18 protein-coding genes are annotated in these 22892 nt (G+C 41.1%); 14 read left to right on the forward strand and 4 right to left on the reverse strand.

The window, feature by feature from the left end; translation table 11 throughout:
* The 3 genes from ABP870_RS03695 to ABP870_RS03705 all read left to right on the forward strand — a co-directional run.
* The coding region (locus ABP870_RS03695) for a GA-like domain-containing protein (RefSeq protein WP_350014146.1) at window positions 1–3288 on the forward strand (3288 nt) is incomplete at its 5' end.
* Window positions 3289–3780: 492 nt separating this feature from the next.
* Entirely contained in the window at window positions 3781–4437 is a 657-nt protein-coding gene (locus ABP870_RS03700; protein WP_350014147.1) for an ABC transporter ATP-binding protein, read from the forward strand.
* On the forward strand, window positions 4415–5176 hold the full coding sequence (locus ABP870_RS03705) for an ABC transporter permease (protein WP_350014148.1): 762 nt from the start codon (window positions 4415–4417) through the stop codon (window positions 5174–5176). The genes ABP870_RS03700 and ABP870_RS03705 overlap by 23 nt, the downstream gene beginning before the upstream one ends.
* A 236-nt stretch (window positions 5177–5412) precedes the next feature.
* Here the strand turns inward: ABP870_RS03705 and ABP870_RS03710 are convergent, their stop codons facing one another.
* Window positions 5413–6495, reverse strand: coding sequence for a site-2 protease family protein (locus ABP870_RS03710; RefSeq protein ID WP_350014149.1), 1083 nt, complete (start codon window positions 6493–6495; stop codon window positions 5413–5415).
* A gap of 733 nt (window positions 6496–7228) precedes the next feature.
* Between ABP870_RS03710 and pnp the strand changes: the two genes are divergently transcribed.
* The 5 genes from pnp (at window position 7229) to ABP870_RS03735 (ending at window position 12828) form a co-directional block, all read left to right on the forward strand.
* The gene (gene pnp, locus ABP870_RS03715) at window positions 7229–9376 is read left to right on the forward strand and encodes a polyribonucleotide nucleotidyltransferase (protein WP_350014150.1); all 2148 of its coding nucleotides are present in this window, start codon (window positions 7229–7231) and stop codon (window positions 9374–9376) included.
* Window positions 9377–9378: 2 nt separating this feature from the next.
* Window positions 9379–10125, forward strand: coding sequence for an SseB family protein (locus ABP870_RS03720; RefSeq protein WP_350014151.1), 747 nt, complete (start codon window positions 9379–9381; stop codon window positions 10123–10125).
* Window positions 10126–10193: 68 nt separating this feature from the next.
* Window positions 10194–10817, forward strand: a complete 624-nt coding sequence (cysE, locus tag ABP870_RS03725; protein ID WP_062711366.1) for a serine O-acetyltransferase — start codon at window positions 10194–10196, stop codon at window positions 10815–10817.
* Window positions 10818–11075: 258 nt separating this feature from the next.
* Window positions 11076–12428 carry a cysteine--tRNA ligase gene (gene cysS, locus ABP870_RS03730; protein ID WP_350014152.1) on the forward strand — a complete coding sequence of 451 codons (1353 nt, stop codon included), beginning with the start codon at window positions 11076–11078 and terminating at the stop codon, window positions 12426–12428.
* Window positions 12421–12828 (forward strand): Mini-ribonuclease 3, encoded by a 408-nt coding sequence (locus ABP870_RS03735; RefSeq protein ID WP_350014153.1) that lies wholly within the window; start codon window positions 12421–12423, stop codon window positions 12826–12828. Before cysS ends, ABP870_RS03735 begins: the two co-directional genes overlap by 8 nt.
* A gap of 440 nt (window positions 12829–13268) precedes the next feature.
* Here ABP870_RS03735 and ABP870_RS03740 read toward each other — a convergent pair whose 3' ends face one another.
* Genes ABP870_RS03740 through ABP870_RS03750 form a run of 3 tightly spaced genes read right to left on the reverse strand, consistent with a single transcriptional unit; the run spans window position 13269 to window position 15319 of the window.
* Window positions 13269–14612: a DUF4153 domain-containing protein gene (locus ABP870_RS03740; RefSeq protein WP_350014154.1), complete on the reverse strand. Its 1344-nt coding sequence runs from the start codon at window positions 14610–14612 to the stop codon at window positions 13269–13271.
* Window positions 14613–14618: 6 nt separating this feature from the next.
* Window positions 14619–14834 (reverse strand): helix-turn-helix domain-containing protein, encoded by a 216-nt coding sequence (locus ABP870_RS03745; RefSeq protein ID WP_350014155.1) that lies wholly within the window; start codon window positions 14832–14834, stop codon window positions 14619–14621.
* Window positions 14835–14851: 17 nt separating this feature from the next.
* Window positions 14852–15319: a DUF2975 domain-containing protein gene (locus ABP870_RS03750; protein ID WP_350014156.1), complete on the reverse strand. Its 468-nt coding sequence runs from the start codon at window positions 15317–15319 to the stop codon at window positions 14852–14854.
* 262 nt (window positions 15320–15581) lie between these two features.
* On the opposite strand from ABP870_RS03750, the gene ABP870_RS03755 reads away from it, so the two are divergent.
* The 6 genes from ABP870_RS03755 (at window position 15582) to ABP870_RS03780 (ending at window position 22693) form a co-directional block, all read left to right on the forward strand.
* The gene (locus ABP870_RS03755) at window positions 15582–16334 is read left to right on the forward strand and encodes a TIGR00266 family protein (protein WP_350014157.1); all 753 of its coding nucleotides are present in this window, start codon (window positions 15582–15584) and stop codon (window positions 16332–16334) included.
* 326 nt (window positions 16335–16660) lie between these two features.
* Window positions 16661–18115: a glutamate--tRNA ligase gene (gene gltX / locus ABP870_RS03760; RefSeq protein ID WP_350014158.1), complete on the forward strand. Its 1455-nt coding sequence runs from the start codon at window positions 16661–16663 to the stop codon at window positions 18113–18115.
* Window positions 18116–18218: 103 nt separating this feature from the next.
* A complete protein-coding gene (locus ABP870_RS03765; protein ID WP_350014159.1) occupies window positions 18219–19535 on the forward strand; it encodes a hypothetical protein in 1317 nt (438 codons plus the stop codon).
* On the forward strand, window positions 19532–20860 hold the full coding sequence (locus tag ABP870_RS03770) for a sensor histidine kinase (RefSeq protein WP_350014160.1): 1329 nt from the start codon (window positions 19532–19534) through the stop codon (window positions 20858–20860). Before ABP870_RS03765 ends, ABP870_RS03770 begins: the two co-directional genes overlap by 4 nt.
* Window positions 20857–21621, forward strand: coding sequence for a response regulator transcription factor (locus tag ABP870_RS03775; protein WP_350014161.1), 765 nt, complete (start codon window positions 20857–20859; stop codon window positions 21619–21621). Before ABP870_RS03770 ends, ABP870_RS03775 begins: the two co-directional genes overlap by 4 nt.
* A gap of 307 nt (window positions 21622–21928) precedes the next feature.
* Entirely contained in the window at window positions 21929–22693 is a 765-nt protein-coding gene (locus ABP870_RS03780; RefSeq protein WP_350014162.1) for a (S)-acetoin forming diacetyl reductase, read from the forward strand.
* Window positions 22694–22892: the final 199 nt, after the last annotated feature.

A 22892-nucleotide genomic window follows, 5' to 3' on the forward strand; every position in this document is an offset into this window, starting at 1 on the left:
GATGGTGTAGTAACGGAAGCAGAAAAAGCAGAAGTAGATAAGTTAAATTCCCGAATAACGGATAGTAAGAAACAGCTAAGCACCCTGCTTGACAATTTATCAGCCAGTACTGAAACGGCTACCATCAGAGACCGCCTTTCAAAAGTCACCACTTCAGAAGTCACTGTCGGCGCTGTTGAAAGTAAGGTCAAAGCAGATAGCAAAGATGAACAAGCAGATGCCCCTGTTGCCGCAGATGATGCTGCTGTGAAAGTTGTAAAACCCGTAGAAGACGCTACTAATAAAGAGCTATCAGATAGCCAAAAAATCACTCTTGATGCTGCCAAAGCCTTTACTCAATCAGCTGAAGAAGCTGCAAAAGAAGCCGCTGACAAGAAAACACAAGTTGAGTCAGATGGTATTGTCACTTCAGAAGAAAAACAAGCAGTCGATGCCTTAAATGCGAAAGTAACACAAGCCAAATCCTCTGCAACACAACTCGTTTCTGGCTTACCAGATACTCCTGACACTGCTGCCCTCAAAGAACGCCTTTCAAAAGTCACAACATCAAAAGTTACCGTCAACGATGCTGACAGTAACGGTAAAGCAGATAGCCAAGACAAGCAAGAAGCTGCGCTTGCCGCTGCCGAAGTTGCTGTCAAAGCCGCAGAAGCCGCTGCAAAAGCAGGTCAAGACAAGAAAGCCGAAGTTGAGAAAGACGGTCTTGTTACCCCAGCAGAAAAGACAGCTGTTGATGATTTGAACAAGACAACTGTTGATAAGAAAGATGTTGCAAGCGATCTCGTTGATGGTTTGTCAGACAATGCTGCTAAAACAGCCCTCAAAGAGCGCCTTTCTAAAGTCACAACATCAAAAGTTACTGTTAACGATGCCAACAGCAACGGTAAGGCAGATAGTCTAGATAGCATAATTGCTAGAGCTGACTTCTTTACGACATCAACTGAAAGATCTGCTCAAGCTGCCAAGGCAAAGAAAGCCGAAGTCGAGAAAGATGGTCTTGTCACTCCAGCTGAAAAACAAGCAGTCGATTCATTAAATGCAGAGGTAACTAAGAGCAAACAATCTGCAGAAAAATTCGTTGATACTCTACCAGAAGGTAAAGAAAAAGATGAATTCAAAGCACGCCTTGCTAAAGTGACACCTTCAGAAGTCGTTGTTAACGACGCCGATAGTAACGGTAAGGCAGATAGCCAAGACAGACTAGACGTCGCAGAAGCTGCTGTCAAAGCCGCAGAAGCCGCAGTAAAAGCTGCGGAAGAAGCAGCAAAACAAGGCGAAGACAAAAAAATGGAAGTTGAGCTAGATAAACTGGTCAATCCAGCTGAAAAAGCCGCTTTAGATGCCCTGAACAAAGTCACAACCGACAAAAAAACTGCCGCAACTGACCTTGTTGATAAAGTAGTGGACGAGACTAAAAAAGCAGATCTCAAATCTCGCCTTAATAAAGTCAAAACTTCAGAAGTTGTCGTTAATGACGAAAATAGTAATGGCAAAGCGGATAGTCAAGACCGAAAAGAAGCTGATGATCTTGCTGCCGCTGAAGTAGCGGTAGCAGCTGCAGAATCTGCAGCCAAGGTTGGTCAAGCTGAACAATCAAAAGTCTTAGCAGATAAAGCAGTTTCTCAAGGAGAAAAAGCTGCTCTTGATAAGTTAAATGCTGACACCAAAGGTAAGAAAGATAAAGCGATGCTAATGGTTGAAGATTTACCTACAAGTGCGAAGAAAACAGAACTTGAAAAACGTCTAGCTGCAGTGGAAGAAGCTAAAGTTGAAGTTAATGACTACAATAATAATGGCAAGCCAGACGATGAAGACAAGGCCGCTGAAGAAGCCGCAGCAGAAAATGCCGTTCAAGCTGCCGAAACAGCTGCAAGATTAGCCGAAGCTACGAAGCTTAATGCATTAAAAGACAACAAAGTCACTCAACAAGAGAAAGACGAAGTTGATCAATTAAATGCTGACACAATGGTTAAAAAAGAAGCTGCAACACCATTGGTAGAAACATTATCAGAAGGTGATACAAAAGCAGCGTTGGTAAAACGTCTAGATGCCGTAAAACCTGTCACTGTTGAAGTCACTAAAGAAGACAATAACGATGTACAGGAAAAAACAGAGCAGTCGAAAACCCCAGAGAAACACCCTGAAACCCCTAAGGTCCCGGCAGTTCCAGAAACACCAGAGGTACCGGAACACCCGAAGACCCCAGAAGCTCCTGAAACACCCGAAACACCGAAAGCACCAGAAACACCGGAGCAACCGAAGACCCCAGAACCCCCTAAGGTACCGGCAGTTCCAGAAACACCAAAAGTTCCAGAAGCACCTGCAACACCGAAAGCCCCAGAAATTCCCGAAACCTCAGATCAACCTAAGGTGCCGGCAGTACCTGAAGCGCCAGAGGTACCTGAATTACCGGACACCCCGGAAGCACCAAAGGCACCGGAGCAACCTAAGGTACCAGAAGTATCTGAAGCCCCAGAAAGACCGGAAATTCCAGAAGCACCGGAGGGACCAAAGACCCCGGAAACCCCAAAGGTCCCCGCAGTTCCAGAAACCCCAGAAGCTCCTGAAGTACCCGAAACCTCAGGTCAACCTAAGGTGCCGGCAGTACCTGAAGCGCCAGAGGTACCTGAATTACCAGACACCCCGGAAGCACCAAAGTCACCGGAGCAACCTAAGGTACCGGAAGTATCTGAAGCCCCAGAAAGACCGGAAATTCCAGAAGCACCGGAGGAACCAAAGACCCCGGAAACCCCAAAGGTACCGGCAGTTCCAGAAACACCAAAAGTGCCAGAAGCCCCAGAATTACCGAAAGTACCAGAGGTACCTGAATTACCGGACACCCCTGAAGCACCAAAGGCACCGGAGCAACCAAAGACCCCGGACACCCCAAAAGTGCCAGAAGCTCCAGAATTACCCGAAACCCCAGATCAACCTAAGGTACCAGACACACCTAAGGCCCCCGAAACCGATAAGTCTAAAGTAGCTCCAAAGACAGACACCACACCAGATGTCAAGAAGCCTGAAATGAATCCAAAAGTTGATGATTCAGAAAAAGGCAACTCCGATAAGACAGGTAACAAAGTAGCTCCAATGGTAACAAAACCTGCTGGACGAACGATGTCACCTCAATCAGTTAAGACATCAACGCCAACTCAAGCGAAGAGTGACGAGAGTCTGCCAAGAACGGGCGAAAGAAATAACCCATTAGCTACCATGTATGGTGGTATGACCATTGCCTTAGCAGCCTTGTTTGCCTCTAAAAAACGTAAAAGAGATCGTGGAGAGTGATCTTACTATCTTACGAACTAAGTTCTAGGTTTTGACGAATTGAGTTAATCAAAATGAAAATATAGGAAAGTTTCGTTAAAGCTGAAATGCACCTCAACGTTAGGTATCCCTAGCTGTTGAGGTGTTTTCGTTATACTGACCTTTTGAGGCTCATTGACAACTGTACCGGGCGATTTATAGCGTAAACGCCTAGTAATATGCCTCACTTGTCCTCTTTTTACCAATATGCTGTTGGCCGACGGTGGTATTGGTAGATACTATCATGTCACAACCTGTTGTTCCTTTAGAAGTTCCACGGTCTCACCACTTTGAGAAGAAAAAGATAGAGGGTTCCATTTTATCTACATCGGTGTTGTCTCATCTGATGTTAAGTGTCAATGAGTATCGCATATCGAATGTTTCAAGTTCCCCATTCTTTGATCGCTCTCTTTTATTGGCAGTTTGAAACGATTGCTTTGACGAATGGAAAATGTGTTATGCTATAATTAATTTATGGCTATTTTTAATGTGAAACAATTAGCTTATCAAGTCGGTGATAAGTTGATTCTGAAAGATATTTCGTTTTCCGTTCAAGAGGGTGAGCGGGTAACTTTAGTAGGTCCTTCTGGGAGCGGTAAGAGCAGTTTATTGAAACTGTTATCAACTCTGATTTCACCGACTTTTGGTGATGTGTGGTTTGAAGGTCAGTCTGTGTCTACACTCAACCCTATTAATTACCGTCGTCAGGTTTCCTATTGCTTTCAGCAGCCTGTCTTGTTTGGCAAGACGATTCGGGATAACATGATTTTTCCTTTTGATATTCGTCAGCTTCCGTTTGATGAAAAAAAGGTCTTGAAGATGCTTACTCGGTTCAATTTGACGCCTGACCATCTAGAACAAGACACCAAGGACTTATCAGGTGGTGAGAAGCAGCGTGTTGCCCTATTGCGCAATCTGCTTTTTGAACCGAAGGTCTTGTTACTCGATGAGGTGACTGCTGGTTTAGACAGTGCTACCAAGCATTTAGTTAACAAGATTATTGCGGATTATCACGCTGAGGGTCATACGATTATAGAAGTTACTCATGATGAGGGGGAAATTCAATCAGCCAGTCGTATCATTACCATCGAGAAAGGAGGATTAGTCGATGACAAACGTATCAGTCAGTAATCTATCACTCGTTCTAGCTTTTGGCTTGGTGCTTCTAGCGGTTGGTATCAGCGTTAAGGAGAAGTTAGGTTTAGGTAAAGACATTGCTATCGCTGTTGTGCGCACCGTTATCCAACTGGTTGTGGTTGGCTTTATCTTGCAATACATTTTTCGAGTTAACAACATCTTTTTAACCTTTGCCATGGTCATGGTCATCATTTTCAATGCCAGCCGTCAAGCCCACTCGCGCAATCCCAATGGTAATAAACACTTATGGCAATCCTGGCTGGCGATTTTACTATCGACCACCATCACTTTAGGAATTCTGATAGCTTCAGGAGCCATTAAGCTTGTGCCTTCCCAGATTGTCCCTATTTCGGGGATGATTGCCAGTAACTCCATGGTTGCTATCGGCCTAAGTTACCGCGCTATGTACAGTCTTTTTACTGATCAACGTCAGCAAGTTTTGGAAAAATTGGCTCTTGGTGCACCTATAAAAATGGCGTCGCTCTCTATTTTGCGACAGGCTATCAAAACAGGAGTACAGCCGACCATAGACTCTGCTAAAACGGTTGGTTTGGTTAGCCTACCAGGGATGATGTCTGGTTTGATGTTTGCAGGAGTGGACCCAGTTTATGCCATCAAATACCAAATCATGGTTATGTTTATGCTGTTATCAGCTACAAGTTTGGGTTCTGTGATTGCCTCTTATTTTGCTTACAAAACCTATTTTAATGAACGTATGCAGGTTGAGTTTTAAGAATTCTGTGCTGTCAGAAGTTTGTCAGATTCGAACACGGGTAACAATTGTTACAATAGCTATCTCTATTTTTAATAGATAGAGGATTTGACATTTAATGTCCAATAAAGAAAACTCTTAGGATTGCTGATTTGATGCTGTTCCTAAGAGTTTTTTTCAAAGAGATTAAAAAATATTGAAGAAAATGGTCATTAGTGGTTTTTCGAGCTACTCTTTGTCTACCTCTCCAGTAGTTTTTAGACTTTTTCTTTTATTTCTTCATAAATCTTACTATAAAAGGCTTTTTCATCTTTTAAGAGTTGGTTGAGTTTGAAGGATTTTTTAGCGATTTTAAGACTCTTTTGGGCTTTTTTCTTGTTACCGAGAACTTCAAGTTCATATTTCGCTTTTATGGTTTGTATACTTGCTTGGGGGTGAGCCAGCATTTTTTTGACTGCTTTGGTTTTAGCTAGTTCTCTAGCTTCATTATCATTACCAGATAGGAGTTGGGTTTCGAAGCGGGAGTAGCTGGCGCACATCTTGATAAAAGAGTTTTCCGTAAAGTTAGCCAAGGTCTGCAAATCAGCATCAGCTTTTTCAAAACGTCCTTCAAAAATATCAATCCAAGTATGATTTAGGTAGAAAATTTGTGGGGTGCTACCCATCTGCAAGGGGACTTCCTCGCTATAGAAGTCTGACATTGTCACCGCGTCGGGTGCGGTATAGAGGCTTGCTGCATGTTTTAGAGTTGACTGAAGGTAGCGACCGTTTTCAGGGAAAAGGTACAGCTCCAAAAGTCTTGCCCCGTCTGTAATGCCATCAGGAGAAGCATTTATCAAGATAAGCCCCAAATTCAAGAAGATATAAAGGCTTGCCCAGTCCCAGATATTCCAAATCCATCCTACAAGGACAGCCACTAGTAAGAGCAGAAGGTGAGTAAGCAGCCCACCTGAAAACATGAGAATTCCTCGCATGTCATCCCTATCCTTCTTAATTCCGATGTATTGGGCAGCCGCTCCCAGTACTACCGCCTTCTTCTCAAATTTCCAACCAGTTTTCTGGCGAATCAGGTGCCAATTGCCAATTCCCAGAGCTACCATTTGGTAGCCAGAGAGTTTTCCAAAAAAAGCATGACCTAGTTCATGAAGGAGTAAAATAAAGTAGATGGAAAAGAAATAGAAGATAAAGGTACCCAGTGCTACCAAAAGCCAAGTTTCGTCTGTAATTGTACGTTCTACTTTTGCCATAATGGTACCTAAAATGAAAAAGGAATAGATAGAGGAAAGTAGCCCAAGACTTGTCATAATCCGACTAAACCACTTCAGCTTTGTTTTAGACATATTCAACATCCTTTTATTATTATTTCTTGATTTTATCATAATGATTTTATCATAATTTAAAGAATAGCGAAAGCACTCTCAAGAGAGTCGAGATTATGCTGTGTCATCTAAGCAGTTATCTTAGTCACACTGTGACTAAAGCTATTTTTGAGAGTTTAGGATGAACACGCCAATTGTCATTTTCCTTCTTGCTTGCCCTGCCTAGTTTTTATTTTTATTGTTTGATGACTATGTTTCTGATAGAGTGTCTTGCCATCCCCAGATACAGTAATCAAATGGTTTTTGTTATTGGAAACTCTTTCAGCTTTATGATGTGACAAGCCTAATTAAAAAAGATAGATGTACTTTAAGAGCAAGGGGAATTTGATAAGTATAGTCTTTTGAAGTAATTTTGAGACCTTGTCATTTTCGACTTGCCCTATTCATCCTTTTTGAAAATCAAGTACTGCCCGTGTCATTTTCTGCTCCTTGTTCTGAAAGTTAATTCATTTGATTATACATGCTGTATTGTAAAAAAAGAATAATCCTATGAATGTTGGAACAATAGTGTCGTTTTATTTCTCTTTGTCCTTCCTAGAGAATATCATTTTTTCTACTCTCCATTTCTGATTTTTTTATGGTAAAATGGTACAGATACCATGGTTTGTTGCAAAGCTGAGTTTGACGGCGTTTCAGTTAGGTTGAGCTTTGTAAAAAACAAGGTATCTAAAGATTCATGAGATGAGGTAAATAAATGAGTAAACAGGTTTTTGAAACGACTTTTGCTGGCAAACCTTTAGTCGTTGAAATTGGTCAAGTGGCTAAGCAAGCGAATGGCGCTACAGTTGTTCGTTATGGGGAATCTACTGTTTTGACAGCGGCAGTCATGTCTAAAAAAATGGCAACAGGTGATTTCTTCCCCCTTCAAGTCAACTACGAGGAAAAGATGTATGCTGCTGGGAAATTTCCAGGTGGTTTCAATAAGCGTGAGGGACGCCCGTCAACAGATGCAACCTTAACGGCACGTCTCATTGACCGTCCTATTCGCCCTATGTTTGCAGAAGGATTCCGTAACGAAGTTCAAGTGATCAACACTGTCCTTTCTTATGATGAAAATGCTAGCGCACCGATGGCTGCTATGTTTGGGTCTTCATTGGCACTCGCCATTTCAGATATTCCTTTCAAGCGTCCCATCGCAGGTGTGCAAGTGGCTTATATTGATGAAGAATTCATCATCAATCCAGATCAAGCGCAAAAAGAAGCCTCTGCTCTAGAATTAACGGTAGCTGGTACTAAAGAAGCCATCAATATGGTAGAATCAGGTGCCAAGGAATTATCAGAAGACATCATGCTTGAGGCTCTTTTGAAAGGTCACCAAGCTATTCAAGAGTTAATCGCCTTCCAAGAAGAAATTGTCGCCGCAATCGGTAAAGAAAAAGCTGATGTAGAATTACTTCAAGTTGACCCAGAAATCTTCAAGGAAATTAACGACAAATACTATGATGATTTGGCGCGTGCCGTCCAAGTGGAAGAAAAATTAGCACGTCAAGAGGCGACTCATGATGTCAAAGAGCAAGTTTTTGGAGAATACACGGCTCGTTACGCTGAAGATCCAGAATTTGAACGTATTTATCGAGATGTGGCTGAAACTTTGGAGCAAATGGAGCATGCGGAAGTGCGCCGTCTCATTACTGAAGACAAGATTCGTCCAGATGGCCGTCGTGTTGATGAAATCCGTCCTTTGGAAGCAGAAGTTGACTTCTTACCAAAAGTTCATGGCTCTGGTCTCTTTACACGTGGACAAACTCAAGCACTGTCAGTGTTGACACTTGCACCGATGGGGGAAACTCAGATTGTCGATGGTTTAGATCCTGAGTATAAAAAACGCTTTCTACACCACTACAATTTCCCTCAATATTCCGTTGGAGAAACTGGGCGTTACGGTGCCGCAGGGCGTCGTGAGATTGGTCATGGTGCTCTTGGTGAGCGTGCACTGGAGCAGGTCTTGCCAAGTCTTGAGGACTTTCCATACGCGATTCGCTTGGTAGCAGAAGTATTGGAATCTAATGGGTCATCATCACAAGCCTCCATTACAGCTGGTACCTTAGCACTCATGGCTGGCGGTGTTCCCATTAAAGCTCCGGTTGCAGGGATTGCCATGGGGCTTATCTCAGATGGTACTAACTATACTGTCCTAACTGATATTCAAGGTTTGGAAGACCATTTTGGTGACATGGACTTTAAAGTGGCTGGAACTCGTGAAGGTATTACAGCCCTTCAAATGGATATTAAAATTGAAGGTATTACACCGCAAATCCTTGAAGAAGCCTTGGCGCAAGCCAAAAAAGCGCGTTTTGAAATCCTTGATGTTATCGAAGGAGCCATTGCCGCACCACGTCCACATTTAGCACCGACAGCACCTAAGATTGATACCATCAAGATTGATGTGGATAAAATTAAGATTGTTATCGGTAAAGGTGGTGAAACGATTGATAAAATCATCGCTGAAACAGGTGTTAAGATTGACATCGACGAAGAAGGAAACGTTTCTATCTACTCTTCAGACCAAGATGCTATTGATAAAGCTAAAGAAATCATTGCTGGTTTAGTTCGTGAAGCCAAAGTTGGCGAACTCTATCACGCCAAAGTGGTTCGTATCGAAAAATTTGGTGCTTTTGTTAATCTCTTTGACAAGACAGATGCTCTTGTTCACATTTCAGAGATTGCTTGGACACGTACCAATCGTGTAGAAGATGTGCTTGAAGTTGGTGAAGAAGTGGATGTCAAGATCATCAAAGTTGACGAAAAAGGTCGCATTGATGCCTCTATGAAAGTTCTCGTACCACGTCCAAAGCCGGTTGAAAAACCAGAGAAAAAATCTTCAGACAAAAAGGAAAACTAATCATGGAAAGATTTAACATTGAGTTGGGCTTGGCCCTTCGTCAATTCATTGAAGAGCCAGATAATTTTCTGCGTAGCATTGCCCTAGTCAATAGTATGCATTTGTATCCTGTTCTGGCTAGTTCGGAACCTTATGCCATAGCTATCGATGGGCAAAAGTTAACCCCTGTCTTTACGAGTAAAGAGGACCTTGAGACATTTTGTCATGAACATCCATCAGCTTCAAAACAGGATTGGATTGAACGTTCAGCCTTAGATGTGCTTGAAGAAGTAATTTTACATCAGTTGGCGGGTTTGATTTTCAATGTTAAGAAAACAGGCGATTTCAGCAACTCAACGATTTTCCAATCTAGTGAAATGATTCAGTTCGTCAATACTTTTACAGAACTAATTAATGACATCATGAGTGATGACAATCAAGCTGCTGATTTGTTAGAAAAAGTCTATTTGGTGCCAGTCTTTATTTATCCCAAAGCTGATGGAACACACGAGCGACGTTTTCCGACCATGGCAAATGAATTAGAGCAAAGTTTTGTACCCGTCTTTTCAAGCCTGCCTCATTTTGCGGATTGGTATAACAATGAAGAGTTCGGCTTGCCATTTAGAGAAATGGGTGGTTCAGTCTTCGTTTGGAGATTAGAAGAGATTCTTCAAAAAGATCGTCAAGAAGCTGGTGATACGTTAGGGGTTGTGGTCAATCCTTTAGCAGAACAGCAAGCGATTGTTGAGTGGGCTGGTATCAATAAGTAAGAGCGAAATAAAAATGGCTAGACTGACAAGGGTTTAGGATGAGATAAAAAAGGAAAAGGAGGACTGGTATGGGCTGGTGGCGAAAATCAATCGATATTGTTAAAGAGTTAGACCCTGCGGCTCGTACGTCTTTAGAAGTGGTCCTTACTTATCCTGGTATCAAGGCTCTTGCGGCACATCGTCTTTCCCATTATTTGTGGCGACATGGGTTTAAATTGATTGCGCGGATGCACAGCCAATTTTGGCGATTTTGGACCAATATTGAAATCCATCCAGGGGCTGAGATCGCTCCTGGGGTTTTCATTGATCACGGAGCAGGTTTGGTGATTGGTGAAACGGCGCTGGTTGAGGAAGGTGTTATGCTCTATCATGGGGTGACGCTTGGTGGGACTGGAAAAGATACTGGTAAAAGGCATCCAACCGTACGTCGTGGTGCGCTGGTCTCTGCACACTCTCAGGTTATTGGCCCAGTTGAGATTGGCGAAAATGCTAAGGTCGGTGCTGGTGCCGTTGTGGTATCAGATGTGCCTGCAGATGTGACGGTGGTAGGTGTTCCCGCTAAGGTGGTTCGCGTGCATGGGAAAAAAGATGAACTAGTCAACCATGCAGTTGAAGAGGATCGCAAGAGCCATTACTATGCATCCAAAATGGAAGAAGCGGCGGACAAGAGTCATCAGTCGTCCCACCTCTAAGCGGTCTAATCCATCGAACCAAGTCAATAGAAGGTAATGAAAAAAGGAGTATCAAAGATGAAAAGTTTTTTGAAGCACAATTGGTTGTTTTTACTTTCTTGTACATATCTCACCATCTCACTGTTACGGTTATTGACGAAACCATCAGTTGAAAAGGGCAATTTGTTTTTAACTGTCATCTGTTTATTAGGGCTTATATCAGGTGTTTGGACCATATACCGTAGAAAATCCATGCGAAAGATTAACAAGGAGAACTAAGTGATTAAAATTTACGATACCATGACTCGCAGTCTCCGTGACTTTGTGCCTTTAGAAGAGGGCAGAGTTAAGATGTATGTCTGCGGGCCAACCGTTTACAACTATATCCACATTGGAAATGCTCGTTCAACTGTGGCCTTTGATACGATTCGTCGCTATTTTGAATACCGTGGTTATCATGTTGACTATATTTCTAATTTCACCGATGTGGATGACAAAATCATCAAAGCAGCTAAAGATGCTGGGATTTCTACTAAGGAGCTTTCTGATCGCTTTATTGCTGCTTTTATGGAAGATACCGCTAAGTTGGGTGTTAAGCCAGCTACCAAAAACCCTCGTGTTATCAATTATATGGATCAGATTATCGCCTTTGTGGAAACCCTTGTGGAAAAAGGTTTTGCCTATGAGTCGCAAGGCGATGTTTACTTCCGTGTGGAAAAGTCTGAGAATTACGCTAAGTTAGCTAATAAAACGTTGGCTGATTTGGAAATTGGAGCCTCAGGTCGTACGGATGAGGAGACATCCCGTAAGGAAAATCCTGTCGACTTTGCTCTTTGGAAATCCGCTAAAGATGGTGAAGTTTCTTGGGACAGTCCTTGGGGAGCAGGTCGTCCAGGCTGGCATATCGAGTGTTCGGTGATGGCAACAGAAATCCTTGGCGATACCATTGATATTCACGGCGGCGGTGCTGACTTAGAATTCCCCCACCACACTAATGAAATTGCTCAGTCTGAAGCTAAAACAGGTCACACCTTTGCTAATTACTGGATGCACAATGGCTTTGTCAATGTGGATAATGAAAAAATGTCCAAGTCACTAGGCAACTTTGTAACGGTTCACGACATGTTGAAAACAGTGGATGGGCAGGTGCTTCGTTTCTTTTTGGCAACACAGCAGTACCGCAAGCCGGTTAACTTCACTGAAAAAGCTATCCATGATGCAGAAGTTAATCTTAAATATTTGAAGAATGCTTATCAACAGCCTGTCCAAGAGTCTGTGGATAAGGGTAGCTTTGAAACCTTTAAATCACAGTTTGTGGCAGCTATGGATGATGATTTCAACAGTGCCAATGGCATCACGGTGCTCTTTGATTTAGCCAAGTGGATTAATTCTGGTCATTACACTATGACTATAAAAGAAGAATTCGCAGCTATGCTAGCCGTTTTTGGTATTGTCTTTCAGGAAGAGCCAGAAGTAGTTCTGGATGCTGATATTGAAGCCTTGATTGCAGAGCGACAAGAGGCACGTGCCAATAAAGATTTTGCGCGTGCGGATGCGATTCGTGATCAGTTGGCTGAGCAAGGGATTAAACTGTTAGATACTAAGGATGGTGTGAGGTGGACGCGTGACTAAAGACAGCCAAGTGGATGTCCATTTGATTAATGGGATTGCCCTTGCTTTTGAAGGTGATGCCGTTTATTCTTATTATATTCGTCGTCACCTGATTTTTACTGGACAGACTAAGCCTAACCAACTTCACCGTTTAGCAACGCGCTATGTATCAGCCAAAGCACAAGCCAGCCTTATCACGGCTATGTTAGAAGCCCAGCTTTTAACTGAAAAAGAAGAAGACATTTACCGTCGCGGGCGCAATACTAACAGTCACACCAAGGCTAAGAATGCGGATGTCGTGACTTACCGAATGTCGACGGGGTTTGAAGCTGTGATGGGATATTTGGATATGACCGATCAAACTGAGCGCCTGGAAGAATTGATTGCTTGGTGTATTAATTGGGTCGATCAACAAGTGTAAAAAAGGAGGTTGGGTTAGAAGTACCCGGGTTCCTTTATTGTTATTACAGCGGTTTTAAGTAGTAGTGGTTTACTGAATTGGAGTCTATGATTGGCTCAGTTTTGGTTTCTAAGTACATATGTAATAGCAAACAGTTGCCTGCTCTCTTTTACAGTTATTGATGGTTTTTTAGGTTTCATTATTGCTGTCATGGAGAACGGCTGGAGGTAACTTAGATTGAAGCAAAGTTCCTTTATAACCGTAACCGACTCATAAAAAGCTGGAGTACTCGTTAAGAGTATCCTCCAGTTTTTTATATATCGTGAAATAAGCTAGGAATAGGACGCAAATACCTCAAGGAAAGTATCGCAATCAGGAAGTACCTGTCTGAGCTGTTTGACGAAATCCAGTGAATGTGCCATGTCAATTTGATATTATAGTGTTGCTGGTCTTATTTCATTTTACGGTATCCATAAGGCATAAAGGTAGGAAAGACAGCTAAAACTAAAAATAAGATAAAACAGACCGATGCGAATGCTCTGAAATGGCTTATGAAGTCGAATCAGTGTCAATAATGTCCAAACGATCAGGACTGTAACGAACCAGCCAGAGATGAGACGCCGTGGCGTCAGTCCAAAAAGGTAGATGTAAATACCAAAGAGTTTCCAAGCAGCAAGAAGGGCGAAGATGAGAGAGAAAGTGAAAAAGATAGTTAGAAGGTATTTACCTATCTTTTGATCCCAGATGGGAGAAGATAGGAAAAAGTAGCTTGCAGCAAGTGTTGTGAAATTCAAGAGGGCTACGCGGACCAATTGCCAAAAACCAGAGACAGCAGTGTTAGAAGCTGCTTGTGGGCTAATTGTCTGCGCTTGAAACAGTGTTTGTAGATCAGCAAAAGCAAGTATTAGAAAGAGAGCATAAATAAGGCATAAGCTACCAATGATAATATAACTGCTGAAGGTGGGAAGAATCCTGTTGTGATCAAGTTTTTCTTGGAGTGCTTGATAGCTTTCATCGTTTTTTCTTCCTCTAATCAGTGGACCAAAAAGCAGTCCGTAGAGATAGGCACCTACAGGCAGAGATAAAATAGCGTAGCAAAGAAATTCGATGAAATGGTCGTACCAGCTGAACTGGAAGTAGGCAGCGTTCAACTGGTCAAACCAGTGATCAGTGACTAGTTTAAAATGCTGAGAGACGGCTTGAAGCTGGTTGATAGCAAAGGCAACTAGTAGAACTGCGACACCAATCGAGCCTAAGAGAGTCAAGGTAAATTGGGGATTTATTTTGGACTTGTTAGGCTGTTGAACACGAGGGTAACTAAGTATTTGAGAGCGAAGGCGAATGTTTTTGATAGGAATAGTCCAAAAGCCTCGCCAGGCATCTCTAAAAAAGAAGATACCAAATCTCCCTTGACTAAATTGCTTGTTGCGAGCTAGGACATAGTAGATGAAGGTTAGATGAAGTCCAAGTAGACGAAAGAAGTCAAAGTGAGCCTGAGTCCCCCAGATAGCGTATCCTAGCAATTGGAGAAGTAGGGAGCTAAACAGCAGCCTATCTTCTGGTGATTTTTCTTTGATGCTATCCAGATACACTTGATTTGGCTGGCTCCACTCGGTGATAATAATCATCAAAATCGCCGCTAAAATCAGGTAAATAGGGTTGTTATTAAAGAGATTGACAATGTAAAAATAGGCTGGAAGATAAGTAAGCTGTGCTCCGATTTTATAATGGTAAAAGTCTGAATCAGAGAGTTTTTTAAGGTACAGAGAGATAAGAGGTTTCTTGAAAGAAGAAGATTTTGTCACGTTTTGTTACTCACTTTCTGTATCAGGGACATACTCGATGATGTCACCAGGTTGACAGCCCAATTCGCGACAAAGAGCATTCAAAGTTGAAAAGCGAATGGCTTTAGCCTTGTTATTTTTTAAAATCGATAGATTGGCTGGGGTTAGGTCGATCAGTTCGGCTAAACGCCCTGCACTGATGTGTTTTTGTGCCATGACTAGGTCTAAGTTGATACGAATCATAAATGGCTTTTCCTCTCTTAGATAGTATAATCAACATCATTTTGTAGCTCAACAGCTTTGCCGAAAGCGTTTCGGATAACCCGGATAACCAAAGTCAGGGCGATGCCAGCTGCTGTGATTAAGAGCATGGGAATGTAGCAAGTTACCCCCATCAGAAAAGAAATGGCAGTAATGGCGGCAGCCTCCCATCCTAAGATTTGAAGACTGCGAACATTGAGCTCAATAAAAATAAGGTCTTTTCCAATTCTATTGACCAGTTGAAATAGATGATATAGGAAAATTAAGGAAAGCAAGCCAATACTATATCCTAAACATAGCATAGTTATGTAGCGTTGCGTGCCTTGCAGAAGCGGCGAAGGATAAATAATAGCTAAATCAACGACCCAAGTTCCCGTTGAAAGGAGAATAATAGCCCCTATAAAAAGAACGATTAAGCAAATTTTGGTTAAGATAATACTGAAATCTTCATAGCTGTTATGATTCATGATGACATCTCCTGAGTAATTTTGAATTTAGTATATCACAATTTTATCGAATATCAATAAAAAAATATCGTTTTTTAATAATTAATAATTGAATAACGATAAAAAGATGAACGATTAGCCTTACGATCTGATTAGCTTGTCAAATGATCAACTTATCAAGACGGTGTTGTGGGCGTTATTGTAAAGTCCTTGATTATCATTCTCAAGGCTGATGTTATCGCTTTTGTTATCTGTCATAATAGGGTGAATGGAGGATGTTATTATGGCAGATCAACGAATGACCTATCATATTGATAGTAACATGCAATTTCCTTTGGTGGAGATTGCTTTGGAGGCTGGAGAGTCTGTTTATTTGCAAAAAGGGAGCATGGTTTATCATACCCCAGGTGTTCAGCTAAATACTCGGCTAAATGGACGTGGGGAAGGTCTTGGAAAAATGCTGGGTGCGCTTGGGCGATCGATGACGTCGGGAGAATCTATCTTTATTACCCAAGCCATTTCGACAGAAGATAATGGTCGATTGGCTTTAGCACCTTCTATGCCGGGTCAAGTCATAGCGCTTGAATTGGGGGAAAAGCAATACCGTCTCAATGATGGTGCCTTCTTAGCATTGGACGGATCGGCTCAGTATCGGATGAAGAGACAAGCAGTTGGTAAAGCTTTCTTCGGAGGTCAAGGTGGTCTTTTTGTCATGACGACTGAAGGACAAGGAACGCTTCTAGCAAATACGTTTGGCTCGGTGAAAAAGTTGGAACTCTATGGAGAGAGTATGACGATTGATAATGCCCATGTTGTGGCATGGAGTGATACCTTAGATTATGATATTCACTTAGAAAATGGGTTTTTACAATCCATTGGTACTGGTGAGGGTATTGTCAATAGTTTTAGAGGCTACGGTGAGATTTATGTGCAAAGTCTTAACATTGAAACCTTCTCTAAAGTGGTAGGAGGACACTTTACTGTTGCTGGTAACCCTAATAGGGGTAAGGTAGATAGTTTTCTGGATTTGTTTTAAGGCTATCTGATGAGTTGAGTAAATAACTGGACTCTTTTTGTAACTAATACTCAATGACAATCAAAAGTAGTCTAAGCGACGCTAGTACAGGTAGAATGGGAATGCATCAGACCAAGTTAACATCTATTTTCATTGAGTATAAAGCGCATCTGGAGTGTTAATCGCTTAGAGAGAGATCAATTCAAGGTAAGAATTTTTATCAGAAATCTTCTGTCATTTTCTTAGCTGACCAAGCTGACTTGTGCTATAATGGTATGGATTGGCAAGGACAAAAGAATGTGTATTTGCCCAAAGCTATTGATAAAAAAATATTATAGGAGACAGACATGTCAAACGATATTCGTGTGCGTTATGCACCAAGCCCAACGGGTCTTTTACATATCGGTAACGCCCGTACAGCATTATTCAACTACCTCTATGCACGCCATCATGATGGTAAATTTATTATCCGTATCGAAGATACAGATCGTAAACGTCACGTTGAAGATGGTGAGCGCAGTCAACTCGAAAACCTTCGTTGGTTGGGGATGGATTGGGATGAAAGCCCTGAGACACATGAAAACTATCGTCAGTCTGAACGTCTAGAGCTTTATCAAAAATACATCCAACAATTACTGGATGAAGGGAAAGCCTATAAATCATACGTTACCGAAGAGGAATTACAGGCTGAACGCAAACGCCAAGAAGATGCGGGTGAGACCCCACGTTATATCAACGAATTCCTTGGCATGTCGGAAGATGAAAAGGAAGCCTACATCGCAGAACGTGAAGCCGCAGGCGTTATTCCAACGGTGCGCTTGGCGGTTAATGAGACAGCCATCTACAAATGGACGGATATGGTAAAAGGCGATATCGAGTTTGAAGGTGGCAATATCGGTGGTGACTGGGTTATTCAGAAAAAAGACGGCTTTCCAACCTACAACTTTGCTGTTGTTGTGGATGATCATGATATGAAAATCTCTCACGTTATCCGTGGAGATGACCATATTGCCAATACGCCAAAGCAACTCATGATCTATGAAGCCCTTGGTTGGGAGGCGCCTGAATTTGGTCACATGACCTTGATCATCAATTCTGAAACAGGTAAAAAACTCTCAAAACGTGATACGAATACTCTTCAGTTTATTGAGGATTACCGTCGCAAAGGGTATTTACCAGAAGCAGTCTTTAACTTTATCGCTCTTCTTGGTTGGAATCCTGGTGGTGAAGATGAGATTTTCTCTCGTGAAGAATTAATTAATCTCTTTGATGAACATCGCCTTAGCAAGTCTCCAGCTGCTTTTGATCAAAAGAAATTGGATTGGATGAGTAATGACTACCTCAAGAATGCAGACTTTGACAAGGTATTTGAGCTTTGCAAACCCTTCCTTGAAGAAGCTGGTCGTTTGACTGATAAGGCTGAAAAATTGGTGGAACTCTATAAGCCTCAGCTAACAGCTGCCGATGAGATTGTCCCATTGACGGACCTATTCTTCTCCGACTTCCCTCTTTTAACTGATGCTGAAAAAGAAGTGATGGCAGGAGAGACTGTTCCAACAGTTCTTGAAGCCTTTAAAGCTAAGCTGGAAGCTATGTCAGATGAAGACTTCCAGCCAGACAATATCTTCCCACAAATCAAAGCTGTTCAAAAAGAAACAGGAATCAAAGGGAAAAACCTCTTTATGCCAATTCGTATTGCCGTTTCAGGTGAAATGCATGGACCAGAATTGCCAAACACTATCTATCTGTTGGGTCGCGATAAATCTATTGAACACATTGACAACATGTTGCAAAGTCTTTAATAGCAGAAGAAGAGCGGGACTTACCTGACTCTTCTTTTCTAATGTTATCGACATTAAGAAAGAATATATGATGCTCACCGAATCATTCAGAAGGGAGGGATAGATGGAATTTTTTGGAATGGAACAGTACCTACTAGAATTCACAGCGATTTGGTTTATTTACCAAGATTTGAGACAGAGAAAACTAAACAAATATCACTTCCCTTTCTATTTAGTATTATCAATAGTCCTGGCAATTATCATCCGAGAAAATGTCTTTCTACCTCTATGGCTTACTTTTTTACTGCTGTCTTTGTTGGACCAAGAGAAAAGAACCATTTGTAGGCATTTATTTTATACTGGACTATCAGTAGTCCTTGTAGACTTACTCTTAAGGTATTTTTATATTTTTGTTGCTCCAACCTTATTAAGGGGAATTCATTTTCCAGCCTATTTAACCCCTTGGGTGACAATCATCATTTTCTTGCTCTTAATACCGATAATTAGAGCTTTGAGACGTCTCTTTCGGCTAGATTACCCAACCATTTTGAAAATTCCGGATAAACAGGTTCAACGTTATATTTATGGCATGAATGGTTTCTTTTTTCTTTATTATATTGTTCATTATGTGGTATTCTTTGATCATCCATCAGTGATGGCCAATTATGACCGTGTAACGCTTTTTGTTTCTGTTATGGTTATGGTTTATATGTTAACGCTTTTAAATCGAAAAGCTAGGGAACGTTATGTGTCAGATGTTGAGAGAGAAGAACAGCAATATTTGGTTAATTTGGAACAATACAGCCACCATTTGGAGGGCATTTATCAAAATATCCGATCTTTTAAGCATGACTATGACAATATCTTGATTAGTTTGAAGGATAGTATCTATTATGGGGATATTGATGAGATCAGAGATTCATTTGAAGAAGTATTGAAAAAATCCCAAGATAGAATGGAAGATGACGATTATTTATTCTACCAGTTGATTCCGATAGCCAATAATCATATTAAAATGGTTGTTACCAAGGATTTGTTGGAAGCGAAACGGTTAGGTGCTCAGGTTTCGGTGTTGCTACCTGATTCAGAAGATATTCCTATGCTAAATCAAAAGGATGTTATTACTTTGCTTCATCATATGCTGCAACTGGGGACCCATCATGCTAAACTCAGTAAAAAGCCAAGTTTAAGGCTAGTGATTAAAACAATTAAGAATGACTATGAAATAAGTGTTTCTTATAGCACGTCTGTAGAAACATTAGTCTCTGGCTGCCTGTCATTCGATCGTCAAAGTCCTTTTTTAGATAACATGGACAAAGGATCACACCATATCCAAAAGATTTTTCAAGATAACCCTAACCTTTCAAAGGCTTTTGCAAGTGGCTCTTACATGGCTAAGGATACCTTGATCATCCATTCAAATGAACAGGAGGAAGCATGAGCTCAGAGTTAATTAAGGACTTTTTAGCATTTGTGATCATGTGGATGATGTACTGGTTGATATTTCTCCACATTAGCGATATCACTATCAAAAAACGGTATTTATTCCCATTTGCTTTTTTGCTTATTATCCTTAACTACTGTTATCGATTAGAGACCTCTCCTTTTATTTTTAGTGTGTTTTTGGCCATTTATTACTATCGAAATCCAAAGGAAAGTTTTTACAAATATATCTTTTATAGTTTATTTCCGGTTGTGACTGTGGATATTTTTGCTAGAGCAATGGCTTTATACCTGCTGTCGCCGCTGCTAGACATCAGCCCTGAAGTGCTTAGTAAAGAATATGCTCTATTATACATTAGTTACGGTGCTGTCTTTCCTACCTATTACTTTTTGAATAAAACCTTAAACCTTAATTTCAAATATATCCAAAAAGGGTCGACGGCTAAAAAGAATTTTTTGTCGAATAGGTTTAGTTGCCTTTTACTGAGTTATTATGGTATTTTTACCTATAGTGTTTTAGCAAGGCGTTTATTTCCAAACTCGTTTAATTTTTGGGATTACCGTCAGCAGATTCTGCTTATTTACATGTTCCTATATTTCTGGTTATTGTCCGAAATTAATCATGAAGCAAAACTAGAAATGGATCGCAAACTGGCAGCGGCCAAGGCTGAAAAAATCAAAGCGCTAGAGGATTATAACCAGCATATTGAAAAGTTACATGGCGATATTCAAAGTTTTAAGGAGCATTATGAACGATCTTTTAACACTTTGCGTACGTTCATTAATAAGGGCGATTTGGAAGCCATTCAAGCAGCTTACGGGAAGCTGATTGAAGGACGAGAAATGAAAGTTGACCGTTCGCAATACGAATTAGGACGTTTAGCTAATCTAAAAGTCTCTCCCATTAAAAGTATTTTATCAACTAAGATGATTGAGGCTCAAAGCCAAAATGTTGAAGCTTTTTTAGAGATTCCAGATGTGATAGATGAGATTTATCTGGATGTTTTGGATATGGTTATTGTCTTGTCTGTCTTTTTAGACAATGCCATTGAAGCCGCCAAAGAATCTCGCAGACCGCACATCAGCGTTGCTTTCTTTAAGAGAGAAGGCAGTCAATTACTCGTTGTTGAAAACAGCATAAGCAAGGATAGTGTTGATATATCTAAAGTATTTCAAAAAGGGTACTCGACCAAGGGACCAAATAGAGGGATAGGTTTAGCCAATGTTCGACAGATTTTAGAGAACTATCCGGAAACCGTCCTATCTACCAAGATGGGACATCATAGCTTCACCCAAATTCTAGAAATGAGACCAGAGCCATGAATATTTTTATCTTAGAAGACAATGTCTGTCAACAAGAACGATTATTGGGAACGATCAAAGAGATATTAAAAGAAGAAAACTTATCTACACGTCATTTAGCAGCTTATAGCAAAGCCTCAAAGCTACTCGAGAACGTCAAAGAAAGAGGCAGTCATCAGCTCTTTTTCTTTGATATTACGATCAAAGATGAGGCTCGTAAAGGCTTGGAAGTTGCCTCAGAGTTGCGTCAGATGGACCCTAACGCAGTGATTGTCTTTGTAACAACACACTCAGAATTCGCCCCCATCAGTTTTAAATATAAGGTTGCTGCTTATGATTTCATTGATAAGATGCTGGATCCGGATGATTTCAAAGATCAGGTTCGCGACAGTATTTTGTACACTGCTAGTCTATCCAAAGGGGTGCAGACGGAAATAGAGTATTTTGATTATAAATCTGCTAAAGCACAAGTTAAAGTGCCCCTTCATGACATCTTGTATTTTGAAACCTCGCAAACGGCACATAAAGTCATTTTAAGGACGAAAACAGAACGTCTAGAATTTTATGCTAGACTTTCAGATATTGAAAAAATGAGTGATAAATTCTACCAAAGTCATCGATCATTTTTAGTCAATTTAGACAATGTGAGTGGTGTTGATAAGATTGAACAATTAGTTTATTTTGAAAATGGGGAGTCCTGCCTAGTCTCACGTTTGAAAGTCAAAACCTTAATCGCGAAATGGGAAAATAACATTTCAGGACGAAAAAATGACATTTCATGATTTTTGACTGGTTAAATTTAGGTGATGTGATAAACTAATACGTGTAGAGGCGAGGAACTCTCTCTCTTAAAAATTGACTGTTCGATACATTTCAATAATCTCCAACCTCGCTTCCGATTTAATCTCCTTTCTAGTTTTAATCTCCTAATTTAACTAGAAGTAAAAAACCTGTCATTCGTGGCAGGATTTTTTTGATTTTATCAATAAGTCAGTGTCAAAATAGTGTTGGTACCAATAAAAACGCTTGCCTTTTTTTTCAATAGTTTTATAATGGGTGTCATAGCACATAAGAAAAGAGGTACGATCTATGAATAAAGTTGCTATTGTTACTGGTGCTGGGCAAGGCATTGGCTTTGCTATTGCGAAACGTCTCCATGCAGATGGGTTCAAAGTGGGGATCTTGGACTATAATGAAGAAACAGCCCAAAAAGCTGTTGAGGCGCTATCTTCCAAGGATGCTTTGGCAGTAGTGGCAGATGTTTCCAATCGTGATGAGGTGTTTGCAGCCTTTGATAAAGTTGTTGAACACTTCGGAGACTTAACGGTTGTGGTTAATAATGCTGGGATCGCACCGACAACACCTCTTGATACCATTACCCCTGAGCAGTTTGAACGCACTTTTGCGATTAATGTTGGTGGAACTATTTGGGGTGGTCAAGCAGCACTCAAGCACTTCAGAGCCCTAGGGCACGGTGGGAAGATCATCAATGCGACTTCTCAAGCTGGCTGTGAAGGAAATCCTAACTTGACGGTCTACGGTGGTTCTAAATTTGCGGTTCGTGGTATCACTCAGACCTGGGCTAAAGACTTGGCGGCAGAAGGTATTACTGTAAATGCTTATGCACCAGGTATTGTCAAAACTCCTATGATGTATGATATTGCGCATCAGGTTGGTAAAAATGCTGGAAAAGATGATGAATGGGGCATGAACACTTTTGCCAAAGATATTACCTTGGGACGCTTATCAGAACCTGAGGATGTTGCCAATGCTGTTGGTTTCCTTGCGGGAGAAGATTCTAACTATATCACAGGTCAAACGATTGTTGTTGATGGTGGTATGGTCTTCCACTAAGAAAATCTCTTGATGAAAAGGTCGTTCAAATTGGATGGTCGTTTTATGCTTACTAAAACGATCAGTCAAGATGTTATTTAAATAAAAAGTTAAAAACCTGTCACTTATGGCAGGTTTTTCTGGTAGGTAAAAAGCTTAAGGAAGCTGTCAAATGCCTGAGGAAAGTTTTGGTTTGGGAAAACAGTTTTTGGATTAAGCT

Origin of the sequence: Streptococcus jiangjianxini, assembly GCF_040225085.1 — a bacterium.
In the GTDB taxonomy this organism is placed as follows: domain Bacteria; phylum Bacillota; class Bacilli; order Lactobacillales; family Streptococcaceae; genus Streptococcus; species Streptococcus jiangjianxini.

Bases quoted from the DNA above. Each gene is read 5' to 3' on its own strand.
- ABP870_RS03700 (WP_350014147.1), top strand. From the start codon at position 3,781: ATGGCTATTTTTAATGTGAAACAATTAGCTTATCAAGTCGGTGATAAG.
- ABP870_RS03705 (WP_350014148.1), top strand. From the start codon at position 4,415: ATGACAAACGTATCAGTCAGTAATCTATCACTCGTTCTAGCTTTTGGC.
- ABP870_RS03710 (WP_350014149.1), bottom strand. From the start codon at position 6,495: ATGTCTAAAACAAAGCTGAAGTGGTTTAGTCGGATTATGACAAGTCTT.
- pnp (WP_350014150.1), top strand. From the start codon at position 7,229: ATGAGTAAACAGGTTTTTGAAACGACTTTTGCTGGCAAACCTTTAGTC.
- ABP870_RS03720 (WP_350014151.1), top strand. From the start codon at position 9,379: ATGGAAAGATTTAACATTGAGTTGGGCTTGGCCCTTCGTCAATTCATT.
- cysE (WP_062711366.1), top strand. From the start codon at position 10,194: ATGGGCTGGTGGCGAAAATCAATCGATATTGTTAAAGAGTTAGACCCT.
- ABP870_RS03745 (WP_350014155.1), bottom strand. From the start codon at position 14,834: ATGATTCGTATCAACTTAGACCTAGTCATGGCACAAAAACACATCAGT.
- ABP870_RS03750 (WP_350014156.1), bottom strand. From the start codon at position 15,319: ATGAATCATAACAGCTATGAAGATTTCAGTATTATCTTAACCAAAATT.
- ABP870_RS03755 (WP_350014157.1), top strand. From the start codon at position 15,582: ATGGCAGATCAACGAATGACCTATCATATTGATAGTAACATGCAATTT.
- gltX (WP_350014158.1), top strand. From the start codon at position 16,661: ATGTCAAACGATATTCGTGTGCGTTATGCACCAAGCCCAACGGGTCTT.
- ABP870_RS03765 (WP_350014159.1), top strand. From the start codon at position 18,219: ATGGAATTTTTTGGAATGGAACAGTACCTACTAGAATTCACAGCGATT.
- ABP870_RS03770 (WP_350014160.1), top strand. From the start codon at position 19,532: ATGAGCTCAGAGTTAATTAAGGACTTTTTAGCATTTGTGATCATGTGG.
- ABP870_RS03775 (WP_350014161.1), top strand. From the start codon at position 20,857: ATGAATATTTTTATCTTAGAAGACAATGTCTGTCAACAAGAACGATTA.
- ABP870_RS03780 (WP_350014162.1), top strand. From the start codon at position 21,929: ATGAATAAAGTTGCTATTGTTACTGGTGCTGGGCAAGGCATTGGCTTT.